The sequence below is a fragment of the Streptomyces sp. NPDC020965 genome, from assembly GCF_044333555.1.
In the GTDB taxonomy this organism is placed as follows: domain Bacteria; phylum Actinomycetota; class Actinomycetes; order Streptomycetales; family Streptomycetaceae; genus Streptomyces.
In genome coordinates this window covers 17930-37077 of sequence record NZ_JBIRRE010000009.1, presented here as the reverse complement: position 1 = coordinate 37077, position 19148 = coordinate 17930, and the positions used below count along the sequence as shown (strand labels likewise).

Genomic DNA, 19148 nt, shown 5'->3' with positions numbered 1-19148 from the left:
GTGAAAATGACGGTATTTCACTGCACTGGCGGACGGCATGCCCTCGCCCGAGGGGCACACTCCGCGCCCACCCCGCACAGTGCCTCCGCGCCCACCCCGCACAGTGCCTCCGTGCTCGCTCCGGACGGCGCCTGCGCGGCCGGCCCGTTCAGCGCCTGCGCGCCCGCTCTGGGCCGCACCTCGCGCCCGGCCCTGGACAGTGCCCCGCACCCGCCGCGCCGCGCGGCCGTGCTCGCCCCGCGCCGTGCGCCGCGCCCCGCCCCGGCACGCCCGCGCGAGCGACCGTGCCGCCCCCGTCAGGGCAGTAACCTGTCGGTTCACTCGTACGGCTGCCCCCGCCGTGCGCCCCAGGTCAACGCAGTGAAAGGCGGTCCTTCAGATGAGTGAGGCACCGGACCCCGAAGTGATCGAACTCGCGACCAAGGTCTTCGACCTGGCCCGGCAGGGCGAGACCGACGCCCTCGCCGCGTACATCGACGCGGGCGTCCCCGCCAACCTCACCAACGACCGCGGCGACACCCTCGTCATGCTCGCCGCCTACCACGGCCACGCCGCGGCCGTCTCGGCGCTCCTCGCCCGGGGCGCCGAGCCGGACCGCCCCAACGACCGCGGCCAGACCCCGCTCGCCGGCGCCGTCTTCAAGGGCGAGGACGCCGTGATCCGCGCACTGCTGGACGGCGGGGCCGACCCGGCCGCCGGAACTCCCTCCGCGGCGGATACCGCGCGAATGTTTGGGAAGACAGAGCTTCTGGAGTTGTTCGGCGACCGGTGAGGCCGGCCGGACGGCACACGGAGAATTCCCCCGGAAGTCTTCGAGACGTTCCCGGGACGTCCCTGGCAGGGGCGTCGTAAATGTGGTCGCGGTGGCGATATGGGTGGGTCATCATGACGTCGGGCCCTGTCCCGGACATCACCGGGAATTCCCCCCTGGGGCCACCGACGAGAGGCAGGACGATGGTCTACACCAAGCGGAAGACGCGGATGCGGATGACGACGGGCGGCTCCACATGCTGCTGCGCGGCCTAGTCATTTCCCTTCCCCGGTCGCGTCGAGAGCTTGATGTGAGGCTTTCCCCATGTTCGATCCAGTCATAGCGCCGAGCGGCACGCTCCTCGGCCTGCTGCAGAGGGGCCGCGGCGACGGCACGCTGCACGCCCTCGCGGCGCCGCGCGCCGAGGCGCTCGCGGCCCTCAACCACTGCGTGCTGAACGATCCCCGTCACGACTGGCAGGTCGAGAACCGTTCCCTCTACTACGCCCGCCTGTACCTGGATCTCCACGGCGGTCTTGAGGAGATCCAGCGCCACCTGAGCGATGTCGACGACCACCTCGACACCGACGAGGCCAGGACCGGCCTCGCGCTCTCGGTGCTCGGTCATCTCGCGTCGTACGGCAGGGAGGACGCCCTGGCCCTGCTGCGTGGGTACGCCGCCACCGGCTCAAGCTGGGCCTGGGCCCTCGACGAGCTGGCCCTCCGCGACGACGACGCGGGACTGCGCGCGCTCGCCGCCCCGATCCTCGCCAGATTCCCGGCCGGCCCGGAGGGCGAGGCCGAACTCGCCGTCGCCGTACGGGACGCGTTCGAGCCCCGGCCCTGGCGGCTGTGGGCCGACGACCCGCGGCCGGCGATCGGACTCCGGGTGCGCGCCGCCCGCGAGGCGGGCTCCTTCGACCGCTGGCAGCGCCAGATGCGGCCCAGCGGGCCACGACCCGGCTGGAGCGTCCAGGCCGTGTTCGACTGGGCCGACGAGGGCCTGGGACGCGGCGCGCTGCTGCACGTCCCCGCCGCGCGCTGTCTGTCCGCCGTGGCCGGGACCGACGACCGGCCCGCGATCGTGGCCGCCGCCCGCGCGGGAACCGACGGCGCGCGCGGCGCGGCCCTGCACTATCTCGCCGAGTCGCGCGACCCCGTCGTCCTCGATCTGATCGAGACGGCCGTCAACACCGGCTCCCGCACCGTCGCCGAGGCCGCGATCTCCGCGTTCGAGCGCATGTGCGGTGACGACGCCGTCGGGCGGGCCCGCGGCTGGGTCCACCGCCCGGACGCCCTCGGCGCGTCCGCCGCCGGCGTGCTCGCCTGCCGCGGCGCCGCTGAGGACGCCACGCTCGTCCTCGGCGCGCTGCGGGAGACCGTCCGGGCCGACGGCCCCGACGCGCCCACGCTGTGGACCCTCGTCGACGGCACCGGACGCCTCGGCATCGGCTGCGCGGCACCCGTACTGCGCCACGTCTACCGGGAGACCACCTCGTCCGGGCTGCGGGGCCGGGCGGCCCGCGCGCTGGCCGCCACCGACGCCTCCTTCGCCACCGGATTCGCCGTCGAATGCCTGTGGGACTGCGAGGAGACGACCCGGGAGGTCGCCGCGCGACACGCGGAGACGGGCGATGTACGGGTCGCCGAACGGCTGCGCAGACTGGCGGCCGATCCGGCCGAGGAGGCCGAGGTGCAGACGGCGGTCCGCAGCAGAATCGGTCCGGACATGCCCGCGGTCTGAGCCGTGCACGCAGCCTTACGGCGGGGTCGGGAGCACTCCCGACCCCGCCGTGAGGCATCCAACTGCTCCAGCGCCGGGAGCGGCCCGCGCCCCCCTGCCGGCCCGCGCCCGCTCCCCTCACTGCTCCCGCGCCCGCCCCCTGCCGGCGCGCCACCGCTCCGGTGCCGGCCCGCGCCCGTAACCGTTCCCGCGCCCGCCACCGTGTCAAGGCACGCCCCCCGCGCCAGAATGGGAACATGAGCGGGCGCTGGGAATTCTGGATCGACCGGGGCGGCACCTTCACCGACATCGTGGGCCGACGCCCCGACGGGCGGCTCGTCACCCGCAAACTGCTCTCGCACGACCCCGGGCGCTACCCGGACGCCGCAGTGGCCGGCATCCGGCTGCTGCTCGGCCTCCACCCCGGCGAACCCGTCCCCGCCGCCAGGGTCGCCGCCGTCCGGATGGGCACCACCGTCGCCACCAACGCCCTGCTGGAGCGACGCGGCGAACCGACCGTCCTTGTCATCACCGAGGGCTTCCGCGACGCCCTCCGGATCGCCTACCAGAACCGCCCCCGGATCTTCGACCGCCGGATCGTCCTCCCGGAGGCCGTGTACGAGCGCGTCGTGGAGGTCCCCGAGCGGGTCGACGCCCACGGCGCCGTCGTCCACCCCCTCGACCTGCCCGCCGTCACCGAACGGCTCGCGGCCGCCCACGCCGACGGATTCCGCAGCGTCGCCGTCGTCCTGATGCACGGCTACCGCCACCCCGCCCACGAGCTCCGGATCGCCGAGGTCGCCCGGGAGCTGGGATTCCCCCAGATCAGTTGCTCGCACGAGGTCAGCCCGCTGATCAAACTCGTACCGCGCGGTGACACGACCGTCGTGGACGCCTACCTCTCCCCGATTCTGCGCCGGTACGCCGACGGTGTCGCCGCCGAACTCGACGGCATCCGCCTGATGTTCATGCAGTCCAACGGCGGGCTGCGGGAGGCCGCCCACTTCCGCGGCAAGGACGCCGTGCTGTCGGGACCCGCCGGCGGGGTCGTCGGGATGGCCCGCACCGCCGCACAGGCCGGCTTCGACCGCGTGATCGGCTTCGACATGGGCGGCACATCGACCGATGTCTCCCACTACGCGGGCGAGTTCGAGCGTGCGCTCGGCACCCAGGTCGCCGGAGTGCGGATGCGCGCGCCGATGATGAGCATCCACACCGTCGCAGCCGGGGGCGGCTCCCTGCTCCACTTCGACGGCCGCCGCTACCGGGTCGGCCCCGAATCGGCGGGTGCCGACCCCGGCCCCGCCGCCTATCGCCGCGGCGGCCCGCTCACCGTCACCGACGCCAATGTGATGCTCGGCCGGATCCAGCCCGCCCACTTCCCGGCCGTCTTCGGCCCCGACGGCGATCAGCCGCTCGACTCCGCCGTCGTGCGGGAGCGTTTCACCGCACTCGCCCGGCGCGTCCGCGCGGAGACCGGCACCGACCGGAGCCCCGAGGACGTCGCCGCGGGCTTCCTGGAGATCGCCGTGCTCAACATGGCGAACGCGGTCAAGAAGATCTCCGTACAGCGCGGGCACGACATCACCCGGTACGCCCTCAACTCCTTCGGCGGCGCTGGCGGACAGCACGCCTGCGCGGTCGCCGACGCCCTCACCATCGACACGGTGATCGTCCCGCCGCTGGCCGGGGTGCTCTCCGCTTACGGCATCGGGCTCGCCGACGCCACCGCCATGCGCGAGCAGTCCGTGGAGGCCGAACTCGGCTACGACACCGGGGAGACGCTCCAGCGCGTACGGGAACTCTGCGCGGCCCTCGCCGACCGCACCCGCGCCGAACTCCGTGCCGACGCCGTCCCCGACGCCGCGATCACCACCCGCGCGCGTGTGCTGCTCCGCTACGCCGGGACCGACGCGAGCCTGCCCGTCGCGCTGGACACCGCCACCGCCATGAAGGACGCCTTCGCATCAGCCCACCGCGCCCGCTACGCCTTCACGATGGACAAACCGGTCGTCGTGGAAGCCGTCTCCGTCGAGGCGGTCGGGGCGGCGGGCGCGCACACCACGGTGGTACGGGAGGCTTCCGCGGAGCACGGCAGCGAGCACGGAAGCGAGCAGGGAGGGGAGCACGGCAGCGAGCGCGGCAGCGAGCACGGAGGGGAGCACGGCGGGTCTCGGCCCCCGCCCCGGGTGTCGATGTTCGTGGCCGGTGCCCGGCGCCGGGTGCCGCTCCACCGGCGCGCGGACCTCGCGCCCGGCGACACGGTGGACGGACCGGCCGTCATCACCGAGGACGACGCCACCACCGTCGTCGACCCCGGCTGGCGCGCCGCCGTCGGAGAGCACGGCCACCTCCTGCTGAACCGCGTCACCGCCCGGCCCGGCCGGGTCGCCGTTGGCACCGATGTCGACCCGGTCCTGCTGGAGGTCTTCAACAACCTCTTCATGGCCATCGCCGAGCAGATGGGCGTACGGCTGGAGAACACCGCGCACTCCGTCAACATCAAGGAACGGCTCGACTTCTCCTGCGCCCTCTTCGACCCCGAGGGCCATCTGATCGCCAACGCGCCCCATATCCCGGTCCACCTCGGCTCGATGGGCGACTCCATCAAGGAGGTGCTGCGGCGCAACGGGGACGGGCTGCGGCCGGGAGATGTCTACGCGATCAACGATCCGTACCACGGCGGCACCCATCTGCCCGATGTGACGGTCGTGACGCCGGTCTTCGACGGCGGCGAACTCCGCTTCCTGGTGGCCTCGCGTGGCCACCATGCCGAGATCGGCGGCATCACCCCTGGCTCCATGCCGGCCTTCAGCCGGACGATCGACGACGAGGGGGTGCTCTTCGACAACTGGCTCCTCGTACGCGACGGCCGGTTCCGCGAGCGGGAGACCCGGGAGCTGCTGGCCGGCGCCGTACACCCGTCCCGCGCCCCCGACGTCAACATCGCCGATCTGCGGGCCCAGATCGCCGCCAACGAGAAGGGGATCGCGGAACTGCGACGGATGGTCGACCAGTTCGGACTCGACGTGGTCCACGCCTATATGCGGCACGTGCGGGACAACGCCGAGGAATCGGTTCGCCGCATCGTCGCCGGGCTCACCGACGGCGCCTACCGCTACGAGACCGACGGCGGCGCCGTCATCGAGGTCGCGCTCCGGGTGGACCGGGGCGGCCGCGCCGCCGTCATCGATTTCACCGGCACCTCGCCGCAGCGGCCCGGCAACGACAACGCGCCGACGTCCGTGGTGACGGCCGCCGTGCTCTATGTCTTTCGGACCCTGGTCGGCGAGGACATCCCGCTCAACAGCGGCTGTCTGGAACCCCTGGAGATCAGGGTCCCGGAGGGGTCCATGCTCGCGCCCGTCCACCCCGCGGCGACCGTCGCGGGCAATGTGGAGACCTCCCAGGCGGTCACCGGAGCGCTGTACGCGGCCCTGGGTGTCCAGGCCGAGGGCTCGGGCACCATGAACAACCTGACCTTTGGCAACGACCGGGTGCAGTACTACGAGACCATCGCGAGCGGCTCGGGCGCGGGCGACGGCTTCGCCGGCGCCGACGCCGTCCAGACCCATATGACCAACTCGCGCCTCACCGACCCGGAAGTACTGGAGTGGCGGTACCCGGTGCGCGTGGACGCGTTCTCGGTACGGGAGGGCAGCGGCGGTACGGGGCGGTGGCGCGGCGGCGACGGCGTGGTCCGTGAGATCCGCTTCCTGGAGCCGATGACGGTGACCCTGCTGACCGGGCACCGCCGCGTCGCGCCGTACGGGATGGCGGGCGGCGGCACCGGCGCGCTCGGCGCGAACCGGGTGGAACGCGCGGACGGGAGCGTGACACCGCTCGGCGGTGTGGACTCGGTGACGGTCGGTCCGGGGGACGTGCTGGTGGTCGAGACGCCGGGGGGCGGGGGCTACGGCCCCCCGGCCTCTCCGCCGACTCCGCCGACTCCTCAGGCGGGGGACGCGCGCTGAGACGGAACCGCCGGGGCGTCAGCGGCCCGGCACGAACCGCACCGGTGTGCCCGGAACCGCCTGGGCCGCCGCACCGAGGTCGCGCGGGTCGACGACCGCCACCACCGGATAACCCCCCGTCGTCGGATGATCGGCGAGAAAGAGCACCGGAAGACCGTCCGGAGGCACCTGCACCGCCCCCAGCACCATCCCCTCACTGGGCAGTTCACCGCTCAGGGTCCGCTCCAGGGCCGGCCCGTCCAGCCGCAGCCCGATGCGGTTGCCGGCCGCCGACACGCGGTACCGGCCCGTGGCCAGTGTCCGGGCGGCCGTCTCACTGAACCAGTCCGCGCGTGGCCCGAACCGCATCCGGAGCACCAACTCGGCGGGCGGCGCGGGCCAGGGCACTCCGCCGTCCACCCGGGCGGGCGGTCCGCCGGACGCCCCCAGGGGCAGCACGGTCCCGTCCGTGAGCGGCGGCGGACCGAGCCCGGAGAGCAGATCGGTGGACCGGCTGCCGAGCACCGGATCGACCGCGATCCCGCCGGCGAAGGCGAGATAGCTCCGCACCCCGGAGGTGGCCCGGCCCGCTTCGAGCAGCGATCCGGGCGCCATCCGCACCGGCGCCCCCCAGGCCACCGGACGGCCGTCGACGGTGACCGGGCAGGGCGCCCCGCCGACGACGGCGGTCACCGGGCCGCGCGGCCGGACGGCACAGCCGTCGACCGTGGTCTCCAGGACCGCGGCGTGTGCCGGATTGCCCACCAGCCGGTTGGCGAGCCGGGCGGCGTGCGGGTCGAGCGCCCCCGAGCGGGGGACGCCGAGATGGGCGAACCCCGGCCGGCCGAGATCCTGCACGGTCGTCAGCGCACCCGCCCGGACGACCGCGATGGCACGATCCGTCATCGCCGCTCCGGGACGAACCGCACCCGGGTCCCGGGGGTCAGCAGCGCCGCGGGCTCCCGCACCGGGTCCCACAGCTCCAGCTCCGTGGTGCCGATCAACTGCCAGCCCCCGGGGGACGCGCGGGGATAGATCCCGGTGTACGGGCCGGCCAGGGCGAGCGAACCCCGGGGGACCGCGGTGCGCGGGGTGGCCCGGCGAGGGACCGCGTACCGCTCCGGCAGCCCGGTGAGATAACCGAAGCCGGGCGCGAAGCCACAGAACGCGACGCGGAATTCGGCGGCCGAGTGGATCGCCGCCGCCTCGTCAGCCGGCACGCCCCACAGCGCCGCGACCGCCGCCAGATCGGGCCCGTCGTAGCGGACCGGCACCTCGATCGCATCCGCCGCGCGCGGCGGCAGGGGCGGAATCTCCCACTCCAGGACGTCGCGGGCCAACCGATCGGGATCGTCCAGCCCGTCGAGCAGGACCGTCCGGGCAGCGGGCACGATCTCCTGTACGGGGGGGAGGGTGCCGGCCGCCCGGCGCCGCAGCAGCTCCGCATGGAGCGCCTCCGCCGCCCCGCCGTCCGTCAGCTCGATGAGCAGGGCCCGGTCGCCGACCGGCAGGATCCTCATACGAATGACTCCACCCGCACTCCCGCCGTCTCCAACTGACGGCGGACCTGGCGCGCGAGCGACACGGCCCCCGGGGTGTCGCCGTGCAGACAGAGCGAGCGCGCCCGCACCGGGACGGAGCGTCCGCAGCGCGAGGTGATCACCCCGAAGCGGGCCATGCTCACGGACCGCTCGACCACGGTGGCCCCGTCGGTGAGCACCGCGCCGTCCTCGCCGCGCGGCACCAGTGTGCCCTCGGCGGTGTAAGCGCGATCCGCGAACGCCTCGGTGATCACCGGGAGTCCGGCCTTCTCCGCCATGGTGTGCAGCATCGATCCCGGCAGCCCCAGCAGTGGTAGTCGTTCGCCCGAGAGCAGCACTCCCTCGACCACGGCGGCGGCCTGTTCCTCGTCGCGCACGACGCGGTTGTAGAGGGCGCCGTGCGGTTTGACGTACGAGACCCGGGAGCCGGCCGCGCGGGCGAAGACCTCCAGCGCGCCTATCTGATAGGCGATCTCGGCGGCCAGCTCGTCGGCGGGCACGTCCATCGCGCGCCGTCCGAAGCCGGCGAGATCGCGGTAGGACACCTGGGCGCCGATCCGCACCGAGTGCTCGGCGGCGAGCGCACAGACCCTGCGCATGGTGGGAGCGTCCCCGGCGTGGAAGCCACAGGCGACATTGGCGCTGGTGACGACGGACAGCAACTGCTCGTCGTCGGTGAGACGCCAGCGGCCGAAGCCCTCGCCGAGGTCCGCGTTGAGATCGATGGTCGCCCAGGTCATGTACTCCACCTCCGTGCCGAATGCTGTCCCCTCCGCGCTGTGCCCCCGCCGTGCCCTCCCCGCAGTGCCGTCACGCCAGCTCCTTGCCGCGCGTCTCGGGGAGACCGAGCAGCGCCACCATGGCGAGACCGTAACCGACGGCGCCCAGGACGAGCGCGCCGCCCACTCCCCAACTGTCGGAGAGCTGCCCGACGAGGGTGGGCAGGAACGCGCCCACCGCGCGACCGCTGTTGTAGGTGAACCCCTGGCCGGTACCGCGTACGGCCGTCGGATACAGCTCGCTGAGGAAGGAACCGAAGCCGCTGAAGATCGCGGACATACAGAACCCCAGCGGGAAGCCGAGCACCAGCAGCAGTCCATTGGCCCCCGGGGGGATGTGGGTGTACGCGATGACGCCGAACGCGGAGAGCACGGCGAACAGCGCGATGTTCTTCTTCCGACCGAGACGGTCGGTGAGATATCCGCCGGTGAGATAGCCGATGAAGGCGCCGGATATGAGAAACGCCAGATAGCCACCGGTGCCGACCACGGTCAGCCCGCGCTCGGTCTTGAGATAGGTCGGCACCCAGGTGGCGAGGGTGTAGTAGCCGCCCTGCACACCGGTGGAGAGCAGGGTGGCGAAGAGGGTGACGCGCAGCAAGTCCTTCTTGAAGATGGCGGTGAACGATCCGCGACCGGCACCGGCCGTGCGCCGGGCGGCGGCGGCCTCGGGGGCGTCGCTGACATGCCGCCGCACATAGACGACCAGCAGCGCGGGGAGCGCGCCCGTCCAGAACATCACCCGCCAGGCGGTGTCGGCGTCGAGGAAGGCGAAGACCAGGGTGTAGACGACGACGGCGAGGGCCCAGCCAACGGCCCAGGCGCTCTGGACGGCACCGAGGGTCCGGCCCCGGTGCTTCGCGGTGGCGTACTCGGCGACCAGGATCGCGCCGACCGCCCACTCACCGCCGAAGCCGAGACCCTGAAGGGCCCGGAAGACCAGCAGCGTCTCGTAGTTGGGAGCGAAGCCGCACGCGACCGTGAAGACCGCATAGGTGATGACCGTGATCATCAGGGCCCGCACCCGGCCGATCCGGTCCGCGAGAACACCGGCGAGCGCGCCGCCCACCGCGGAGACCACCAGGGTGACGGTGGTGAGCAGCCCGGTCTGGCCGTTGTCCAGGCTGAAGTAGGCGGAGATCGCCACCATGCTCAGCGGCAGGGTGAAGTAGTCGTACGAGTCGAGGCCGTAGCCGCCGAACGCGCCGCCGAAGGCGCGGCGCCCGCGCGGGCCGAGCGCGCGGAACCAGTCGAACGCACCGGTGGCCCCGGGCTCTTCGGCGGGGGCTTCGCTGTCCGGTCGGGTCCGGGCCGTACTCATCTGCACCTCGCTGCGCGGGAGATGAAGCTGACGACGTATCTGGTGGACCAACGGTAGAGGATTGTTGAACGATTCCACAAGGGGTTCGTTGATTCGTTCCTTCTTCTACGATGGGATCACGCGTCGGGCAGCCCCCCGGCGAGGGGGACGACGGAGAGGGGCGTTGTGGCGACGACGGAGCCGGACATCCAGGGGACCGGCGCGGCCGATGGCGGTGTCCGTCCGGGCGATCCGGGCGGACTGGCCGACGACCGCGCGCTGTTGAGCCGGACCAGCACGGCGGAACGGGTCGCGGACATCCTGCGCACCCGGATCGCCGAGGGGTACTTCCAGCCGGGCGAGCGGCTCTCCGAGGAAGGCATCGGCAAGGCGCTCGGCGTCTCGCGCAACACCCTGCGCGAATCATTCCGGCTGCTGACCCATGAACGGCTGCTCGTCCACGAACTCAATCGCGGGGTGTTCGTCCGGATGCTGGCCGTCCAGGACGTCGTCGACATCTACCGCACCCGGCGCCTCGTCGAATGCGCCGTGATGCAGGGCCTCGGCGACCCCCCGTACCCCCTCGACCCGCTCGATCTGGCGGTGAGCGACGGCGAGCGGTCCGCGCGGGAGCACGACTGGACCGGCGTCTCCACCGCCAACATCCACTTCCACCGCGAGCTGGTCGCCCTCGCCGGGTCCGCCCGCACCGACGAGCTGATGCGCGGTGTGCTGGCGGAGCTGCGGCTCGCCTTCCACATCGTCGACGACCCCCGCCGGCTCTACCAGCCCTATCTGGTCCGCAACCGGGCCATCCTGGAGGCCCTGCGGGCGGGCGACCGGACGGGCGCGGAGCGACTGCTGGCGGAGTATCTGGACGATTCGAGGGCGCAGGTGGTGGAGACGTACGCGCGTCTCGTGACCGAGGAGTCGTAGGCCCTCCCGGCTCGCCTTCCCGGCCGACCTGCCCGACCTGCCCGACCTGCGCGGCCGGTGCGGCCGGCCCGGCCGGCGCGGGCGACCGGGGTGGACTCCCCGCGGCGGCGAGTCCGGGCGAAGCCTGCGCGGCCCCCGGCCAGGCCCCCACTCGGCCCCCCGGTGGGGTACCCCGGGTGGACTCCCCTGCGGGGGCTCCACGAGCGGGCCGCAGGGGCGAAGCACCCAGGGCGAGTGCCCCCTCCCGCGGTCGCGTCTGTGCCGTTTCGACCGTTGTCAGTGTGAGGACCTAATCTGTGCAGCGTGACTTCGCCTGCCTCGACGGACTTCGCTCCGCCCCAGCTCAGCGCGGGGCCGCGGCCCGCACAGGGCCCGGCCGCCGACGAAGGGCTGGCGCGACGGCTGCGCGCGCTCGCCTGCACCGCGCCGCTCCACGACCTCGACGCCCGCAAGGCGAATCTCGCGGGGGAGTACACGGTCTACGCGATGGCGGAGGTCGCCCTCGCTGCCATCGACCTCGTCACCCTCAATATGGACTTCGACACCGGCGCCGACCACGACCAGATCGTCGCCCGGCTGCTCCCGAGGGTCGCGGCCCAGGCCCCCCGGCGCCCGGCCGCCGAGCACGAGCGGGTCGCCCGCTGGGTGCTGGAGAATCTGATCAATGTCGGCAGCGTGGACCGCGGCTTCCGCGCCGTCTACGGCACCTTCGGCGCCGACGGCGTCTACACCCGCCGCGATTACGACTTCAAGCTCATCGAGGAAGTCCCCGGTTACGGCGGCAGCGTCTACCTCCGCACCACGGACGAAGCGGTCAACGTCCTCGTCGGCGCCCTCGACACCGACGTCACCAGCGCGCAGATCGCGGCCGAGGTCAAGCTGGAGGTCCTGATCAACCGGGGCCGGCTCGCCGACGCCCAGCTCGCCGCCGAACAAGCCAGGTACCGCACCGTGCAGTACGCCGAGACGCTCCGGCGCACCCTGGAGGCGACCCGCCGCGACGTCCGCGCCGTCGACTGGCTGAACGCCGTCCCCGACATGATCGCCGAGGCCCTCGACCACATCGCCGACCGCTACCGCCACGAGAACGCCATCCTCACGAACATCCGCAAGGCGCGTGACGAGGCGGAGCCCGGCTCCGACCCGAAGACGAGCGAACACAAGCGGCGGGCGGCCGAGCTGGTCGACATCGTCAAGGACTGCATCCGCCGCCACACCCAGCTCCAGTCCCGGCTGCTGGAGGCGGGCCCCCTCTTCCGCGCCGAACAGGACCGCCAGGCGTTCGCCCGCCCCACCACCCGCACCGGCCTCGACCTCTACGGACAGTTGGTCGCCCCCGTGCTGCCGCTCCCGCTGGCGTCGGCGATCCGGGTCACGGACGCGTTCTTCGCCCGGGGCACCGGGCTGCGCACCCCGTCGTCCGTCCGCCTCGGCGACCTGGTGGACCTGCTGCTGACACCCCCGGCCGAGCGGGAACACCTGGGCGCCGAGATGCCCGAGCCGGATCTGATCGCCACCCCCGACGACAGCCGCTTCAGCGAGGAACAGCTCGCGAGCGCCATGGACCTGCTCGACCTGGAGCACGACGCCCCGCGCAGGCTGTCCGGCCTCCTCGCGGAGGCGCGCCGGCGTGACCCGGAGCTGCCGTACCTGGTGGCGCTGCTGTCGATCCACGCCGCCAGCCCGCCGGTGGGCACCGCGTACCGCCAGGGTGAGGAGCGGCTGCTCTTCGCCGTCGACGACGGCACCGAGCTGGACGACCCCGAGTTCGGCGGCGCCGACCTGATCGTCGGCACGGCGCTGCTCGACGCGGCCGGCATGGCAGCCGGGCGTACGGAGGCGTCATGACCCCCCGCCACCACGTCCGGCCACGCCCGCGCCCCCCGGCTCCGCACCACTCCCGGGACGCCGCCCGACCAGAAGGAGCACCGGCCGCCCGACCGGGAGCCCCCTCCGTACGACCTCCCGGAGCGTGCGACGGACCACGGCCCCCGACGACGACCCCGCCGCGCGCCCGACCCCACCGCCCCGCCGCAGGGGCCGCCCCCGCGCCCCACCCCGTCCGCACCGAGGAGACACCCCAGTGACCGACCACCACGCCGAGCAGGACACCTGGCGTGAGCCGGCCACCGGCGACGCCGCCCCGGACGCCGGACCGGGCCGCGTCACCCCGGCCGACGCCGCCGACGCCGCCCGTCTCGTCTCCTTCGGCCTCCAGCCCAAGCTGCTCCCCGCCCGCGACGCCGAATACGCCGAACTGCTCCGCCGCTACCGCGAGGACACTCCCTTCGCCCGGCTCGCCGACGCCGTGGCCACCGGCCTCGGGCTCATCGTCCTCGAAGTGTCCCCGCGCGCCGGAATGGCCGTCGCCGCCGGTGAGGACTCCGTCTTCGCGGTCCGGATGGGCGATTACGCCCGGCGCGCGTCCCCGGAATCCGCCGACCGGTTCCTGCACGGCCTGGCCCATCTCGCGGTGGCCGCCCTGGCCTTCCCCCGCCCCGAGGACCTCGCCGACGACGGCTACATCGGCCGGATCACGGTCAACGGCGTGGACGCCTTCGTCCGGCAGGCATGCCGCCGTCTGGAGGAGCGGGCCGACGCCGAGGGGGAGAACACCGACCCCGCCACTGAGGCCCCCGGCCTGGAGGCCGGCTGGCGGATCTGGACCCGGCGCAGCGCCACCGGAGCCACCAAGGACGCGCGGCGGCTGGCGGGTTCGACGACGGGCATCGTCGGCAAGGCCGTCGCCTTCCTCACCGACTCGGGCTTCCTCCAGCGCACCGGGGACGACGCGGGCGGCGCGTACCGCACCACCGCGCGCTACCAACTCCAGGTCCGTGACATGGCGGGCAGCGCCGCCATGGCCGAACTGCTCGACCTCGGCCTCGTACCGGTCAGCGACGGCACCGCCACCCTCGTACCGCCGCCCGACGGAGACGACGCGGAGCTGGTGGCCGACGCCGGGCTGCCGTTCCACTCCTGACCCGTATCCGCCGCCCGCCCGCCCCCACCACGAGAGTCCGCCGCCATGTACGAGCTGTCCCGCGTCCGCCTCTACTCCATCGGGCCCGCCGGCGCGCGCTACGCCGACACCGTGCTCGATCTGCGCGGCGTCGGCAGGCCCGTGCCCAACCCCGCGCCCACCCAGGCGGAATTCTTCGCGGCCGAGCCGGTCGGCCCGCCGCGCCGACCGGCCCCCGCCGGCGTGCTCTTCCTGGAGAACGGCGGCGGCAAGTCCGTCCTCCTGAAGCTGATCTTCTCCGTGATGCTGCCGGGCCACCGCAACACCCTCGGTGGCGCCAGCTCCGGCGTGCTGCGCAAATTCCTGCTCGCCGACGACTGCGGGCATGTCGCCCTGGAGTGGCAGCACACGCTCACCGGCGAACTGGTGGTCGTCGGCAAGGCCAGCGAGTGGCGGGGCCGCCAGGTCTCCAACGACCCGCGGAAGTTCGCGGAGGCGTGGTACTCCTTCCGGCCGGGCCCCGGGCTGAGCCTGGACTCCCTCCCGGTCGCCGAGTCCACGGCGATCCGCCCCGCGGCCGAGGGCGCGTCCGGCGCGCGGGGCCGCCGCCGCACCATGAAGGGCTTCCGGGACGCGCTCACCGAGGCGGGCAGGTTCTACCCGCATCTCGACGTCTCCTGGGAGGAGATCCACGACCGCTGGAACGAACACCTGGGCGAGCTGGGCCTCGACCCCGAACTCTTCCGCTACCAGCGCGAGATGAACGCGGACGAGGGCGAGGCGGCCGGGCTCTTCGCGGTCAAGAAGGACTCCGACTTCACCGACCTGCTGCTGCGCGCCGTCACCGACACCCGGGACACGGACGGTCTCGCGGACCTCGTCGGCAGCTTCGGCAACAAGCTCGGCCGCCGCGCCGAACTGACCGCCGAGCGCGACTTCACCGCGGGCTCGGTCGATCTCCTCGGCCGGATCGTCGAGGCCGCCGAGGCACGTTCCCGCGCCCGGGAGATCCATACGGGCGCTGAGCGCCGCACCCGTACGCTCGCCCGCCGGCTCTCCGCGCGGGCCACCGTGGAGCGCTCCCGGACCGCCGATCTCGCCCAACGGGTCACCGCCGCCGCGCACAGCGTCACCGAGGCCGAGCGGTCCCGCGGCCGGGGCGCCCTGATCGCGGCGGAGCTGGCCTACCGGCACGCCTCGCTGGCGCTGACCGTCGCGGAGAAGGGCGCCGCCGCCCAGCGCCGCGAACTCATCGACGCCCGTACGCTGCACTCCGCCTGGCAGGCGGCCGAGGCCGTGCTGCGGCACCGCGCGGCGGCCGACCGTTCCGCCAGGGTCGCCGTCGCGATCCGCGAGGCCGAGCGGGACGCGGCCCCCGCCCTCGCGGCCCGCGCCACGGCCGCCGCCGACCTCGTCCGCGCGCTCCACTCGGCGGCGGCGGCCGGCGAGCGGGTCGCCAACGAGGAGGAGGAGCGTTCTGCCACCCTCCAGGAGACCGGCGAGGCCGCACACCGTGACGCGACCGCCGCGGCGACCGAGGTCCAGCGGGCCCGCAGCGAGATCGGCCATCTGCGCCAGCGGCTGACCGAGGTCGAGCAGGAGACCGCCGAGGCGGTGCGGGCCGGCTGGCTGGACGACACGGCCCCGGACGCCGACCCGGCGAGGGCGGCCCTCGCCGCGAGCGACGCGGAGAAGACCGCGGTCGCCGCCTGGGACGTGGCCCGTGAGGCGGGCCGGGCGACGGCCGACCGGGCGAAGGAGGCCGCGGCGGCGGAGTCCCGCGCCGAACTGGCCGCGGCCCGCGCGTCGGACGCCGCCCTGGCCGCCGAGGCGGCGTACGGAGCGGAACACCGCGCGGCGGCCTCGATCGCCGAGAGCGACCGACTGGCCGGGCTGCTGAGCCTGCCGTCCGCCGCCGCGCCGGTGCCCCAGCCGAGGCGCGGCGCCGACCCGACCGACGGCCCGGCGGACTCCACCGCCGCGCGCCCGGCCGGCCCGGGCGGGGACGGCTCAGGCGCGGACGACGACGCCCCCACCGGACGCCCCCTCTCCGCCGAAGAGCTGGACCGCTGCGCCGACGACCTGCGCGAACAGCTCGAACACCACATCACATCGGCCGAGCGCCGACTCTTCGACCTGCGGACCGCAGCCGCCGATGACTCCCGCATCCTCGGCGCCCTCGGCGACGGCGGACTACTGCCGCCGGGGCCCGACGTCCTCGCGACCGTCGAGTTCCTCGGCGAGCAGGGCATCCCCGCGCTCCCCGGCTGGCGCTACCTCGCCCAGGCCGTCGACCCCGCCGACCACACCGCCGTGCTCGCCGCCCGCCCCGAGCTGGTCGACGGCGTCGTGATCACCGACCCCGACTCGCACACCCGCGCCCGGGAGGTGCTCGCCGGGGCCGCCCTGCTGCCCCGGTCCGCGGTCGCCGTCGGCACCACCGCCGCCCTCCTCGCGCCGGTGCCCGCCCCCGGGGGCCCCGATGACGACGGCGGCGTCTTCCTCGTACCGCCGAACCCGGCCATGCACGACGAGCACGCCGCCGACGAGGAGCGGCAGGCCCTCCGCGCCCGTGCCACCGCGCGCGACGAGGAGATCCGGACCCTCGCGGCCCGCCTCACCGGTGACCGCTCGCTCGCCGCCCGGCTCGGATCGTGGCGCGCCGACTGCCCCCCGGGGATGCTCGCCGAGTTGGAGCGTGCCGCCGGCGCCGCCCGTGCCGCCGCCGACGAGGCGCGCACGGAGCTGGCCGAGGCCCGTACCGTACGAGCGGAGGCGGACGAGGCCGCCGCCGAGGCCGCCCAGGTCCGCGACGAGCGCCAGGAGACCGCCCAGCGGGCCCGCCGCGCCGCCGACGCCCTCGCCGGCCTCGCCTTCCGGCTCCGCGAACGAGCCGGCTGGCAGGTGAAACTACGCGAACTGGCCGATGACGCCGCCGAGTCCGAGGCCCGTGCGACGACCTGCCTGGAGCGGGCCAAGGCCGCTGACGAGGACCGCCGGGCCGCCCAGCGCGCCGGCGACGATGCCCGCCGCACCGCCCGCGCCCTCCGGGCCGAGCGCGCCGAGATCGCGGGCGCCCCCGAGAACCCGCCCGAGCCGGCGCCCGAGGCCCCACGCACCTCGCTGCCCGCCCTGCGCGAGGCGTACCGAGCCGCCTCCCAGCTCTACGAGAAGGTCGGCGTCGGCGCCGACCTCCGGGCCGAGCAGGCCCGCGCCGAGAGCGACGAGAGCGCCGCCCTCGCCGAGCTGGACCGGCTCACCAACAAGGTCCGCACCCGGGCAGCCCAGCTCCTCGAAGGCACCGACGGCTCCGACGGCCCCTCCCGGCAGGCGGCGGCCGCCCGTGCCGAGTCACTCGTGCAGATGTTGGAGTCCCGGGCGACGGAGGCCAGCGAGAAGCTGGGCCGGCTGCGGGGCGAGGCCGAGCGGCTCGCCCCCACCGACGGCGAGGCCCACACCGCACTGCCCGCCGAGCTGGTCCCCGCCGACGCCGAGCGCGCCCAGGTCCTGCTGCGGACCGCCACCACCGAACTCGCCCTCCACACGGACGCCCTGGAGACCGCCCGGGACGCCCACACCGGACTGCTCCAGGCGCACCGGTCCGCCGAGGACGCCGCGGGCGGCTTCGACGAGACCGCCGCCCTCCTCCGCGATCTGCTGCGGGAGCAGCACGACGACGAGGACGAGCCCCCGGAGCCGTACCCCGGAGACCTCGCCGAGGCCCGGCACTCCGCCGCCGAGGCCCGCCGCTCCCTCCGCGGCTGCGCCACCGATCTCTCCGCGGCCGACACCGCCGTGCGGGAGGCGAGCGACATCCTCGTACGGCACGCCAACTCCACCCGGTACGAGCAGGTGCGGACCCCCGCGCGCCAGCAGATCCGGGAGCTGCCCGCCGCGGCGCTGCCGGAGCACGCGGCGAAGTGGGCGGAGGCATTCGCCCCCCGGCTGCGCGTCCTCACCGATGAACTCCAGCAGTTGGAGCGCAACCGCGACACCATCGTCGACCGGCTCCGCGGCCTGGTGGAGTCGGCACTCACCACGCTCCGCTCCGCCCAGCGCCTCTCCCAACTGCCCGAGGGCCTGGGGGAGTGGTCCGGCCAGGAGTTCCTCCGCATCCGCTTCGAGGAGCCCGACCAGGCGACCCTGGCCGAGCGCCTCGGCGAGGTGGTGGACGAGGCGACCCGCGCGGCCGTACGGAAGAACGCTTCCGGCGTGTACGGCGAGGGGCGCAGGGACGGGATGTCCCTGCTGCTGCGCGGAGTCCAGGCGGCTCTGGAACCGAAGGGTGTCGCCGTCGAGATCCTCAAGCCGGACGCGGTGCTGCGCGCCGAGCGGGTCCCGGTCGGCCAGATGGGCGACGTCTTCTCCGGAGGCCAGCTCCTCACCGCCGCCATCGCCCTCTACTGCACGATGGCGGCGCTGCGCAGCAACGACCGCGGTCGCGACCGGCACCGCCACGCGGGCACCCTCTTCCTCGACAACCCCATCGGCCGGGCCAACGCCACCTATCTGCTGGAGCTCCAGCGTGCGGTGTCCGACGCGCTGGGCGTGCAACTCCTCTATACGACGGGGCTGTTCGACACCACGGCACTCGCGGAGTTCCCCCTGGTGATCCGGTTGCGCAACGACGCCGATCTGCGCGCGGGGCTGAAGTACATCAGCGTCGAGGAACACCTCCGGCCGGGCCTGCCACAGCAGGAGACCTCGGGCGAGACCGTGCACGGCGAGATCACGGCGACCCGGATGTTCAAACGCGGCTGAGGTCAGCCCCATAATCCCGGACGGGGCCGGGGGCGAGCGCATGGCGACAGCCACGGCACGCGCCCTCCGCCCGGGCGATCTTCGCGGATCAGCCCGCGGCGTCAGACGCGTGGGTCTCCCCGGGCCTCGGTTGTGCGGCCTGGGGCAGACCCCGTGCCTGGGCCTGGCGGCCCGGGAGGTGCGCCCACGCCGCTTGTCGTCAGTCGTCAACGGGCCCCCGTAGCCCTGCGGGCACGGGAGGGACCCCCACCGCGTTGGCTTTCCCCCAGCCTCCGGCCGGGAGGTGCCCCATTCTCCGGCCTTGCGATACGTCCCCTCGGCCCTTGGGGGCCTGGGGAGGCCCCGTGCCTCGGCCCTTGGGGGCCTGGGGAGGCCCCGTGCCTCGGCCCTTGGGGGCCTGGGGAGGCCCCGTGCCTCGGCCCTTGGGGGCCTGGGGAGGCCCC

General features: G+C 74.2%; 11 protein-coding genes. 7 read left to right on the top strand and 4 right to left on the bottom strand.

Features of this window, described 5'->3' with window-relative positions; translation table 11 throughout:
• The first annotated feature begins 379 nt into the window (after positions 1 to 379).
• The 3 genes from ACH4S7_RS25330 to ACH4S7_RS25320 all read left to right on the top strand — a co-directional run bounded on the left by ACH4S7_RS25330 (position 380) and on the right by ACH4S7_RS25320 (position 6447).
• Positions 380 to 772, top strand: a complete 393-nt coding sequence (locus ACH4S7_RS25330) for an ankyrin repeat domain-containing protein (RefSeq protein ID WP_398523580.1) — start codon at positions 380 to 382, stop codon at positions 770 to 772.
• Positions 773 to 1075: 303 nt separating this feature from the next.
• Positions 1076 to 2494: a HEAT repeat domain-containing protein gene (locus ACH4S7_RS25325; RefSeq protein WP_398523579.1), complete on the top strand. Its 1419-nt coding sequence runs from the start codon at positions 1076 to 1078 to the stop codon at positions 2492 to 2494.
• A gap of 236 nt (positions 2495 to 2730) precedes the next feature.
• Positions 2731 to 6447 (top strand): hydantoinase B/oxoprolinase family protein, encoded by a 3717-nt coding sequence (locus ACH4S7_RS25320; RefSeq protein WP_398523578.1) that lies wholly within the window; start codon positions 2731 to 2733, stop codon positions 6445 to 6447.
• A gap of 18 nt (positions 6448 to 6465) precedes the next feature.
• On the opposite strand, the gene ACH4S7_RS25315 is transcribed toward ACH4S7_RS25320, so the two are convergent.
• The 4 genes from ACH4S7_RS25315 to ACH4S7_RS25300 form a co-directional block, all read right to left on the bottom strand.
• Positions 6466 to 7332, bottom strand: coding sequence for a biotin-dependent carboxyltransferase family protein (locus ACH4S7_RS25315; protein WP_398523577.1), 867 nt, complete (start codon positions 7330 to 7332; stop codon positions 6466 to 6468).
• A complete protein-coding gene (locus tag ACH4S7_RS25310; protein ID WP_398523576.1) occupies positions 7329 to 7946 on the bottom strand; it encodes an allophanate hydrolase subunit 1 in 618 nt (205 codons plus the stop codon). The genes ACH4S7_RS25315 and ACH4S7_RS25310 overlap by 4 nt, the downstream gene beginning before the upstream one ends.
• Positions 7943 to 8707: a LamB/YcsF family protein gene (locus ACH4S7_RS25305; protein ID WP_398523575.1), complete on the bottom strand. Its 765-nt coding sequence runs from the start codon at positions 8705 to 8707 to the stop codon at positions 7943 to 7945. Before ACH4S7_RS25305 ends, ACH4S7_RS25310 begins: the two co-directional genes overlap by 4 nt.
• A 70-nt stretch (positions 8708 to 8777) precedes the next feature.
• Positions 8778 to 10067 carry an MFS transporter gene (locus ACH4S7_RS25300; protein WP_398523574.1) on the bottom strand — a complete coding sequence of 430 codons (1290 nt, stop codon included), beginning with the start codon at positions 10065 to 10067 and terminating at the stop codon, positions 8778 to 8780.
• Positions 10068 to 10253: 186 nt separating this feature from the next.
• Between ACH4S7_RS25300 and ACH4S7_RS25295 the strand changes: the two genes are divergently transcribed.
• The 4 genes from ACH4S7_RS25295 (at position 10254) to ACH4S7_RS25280 (ending at position 18705) form a co-directional block, all read left to right on the top strand.
• A complete protein-coding gene (locus ACH4S7_RS25295) occupies positions 10254 to 10982 on the top strand; it encodes a GntR family transcriptional regulator (protein WP_398523918.1) in 729 nt (242 codons plus the stop codon).
• A gap of 303 nt (positions 10983 to 11285) precedes the next feature.
• On the top strand, positions 11286 to 12830 hold the full coding sequence (locus ACH4S7_RS25290; protein ID WP_398523573.1) for a hypothetical protein: 1545 nt from the start codon (positions 11286 to 11288) through the stop codon (positions 12828 to 12830).
• A gap of 235 nt (positions 12831 to 13065) precedes the next feature.
• Positions 13066 to 13965 carry a hypothetical protein gene (locus tag ACH4S7_RS25285; RefSeq protein WP_398523572.1) on the top strand — a complete coding sequence of 300 codons (900 nt, stop codon included), beginning with the start codon at positions 13066 to 13068 and terminating at the stop codon, positions 13963 to 13965.
• A gap of 45 nt (positions 13966 to 14010) precedes the next feature.
• Positions 14011 to 18705: a hypothetical protein gene (locus tag ACH4S7_RS25280; protein ID WP_398523571.1), complete on the top strand. Its 4695-nt coding sequence runs from the start codon at positions 14011 to 14013 to the stop codon at positions 18703 to 18705.
• Positions 18706 to 19148 lie beyond the last annotated feature (443 nt).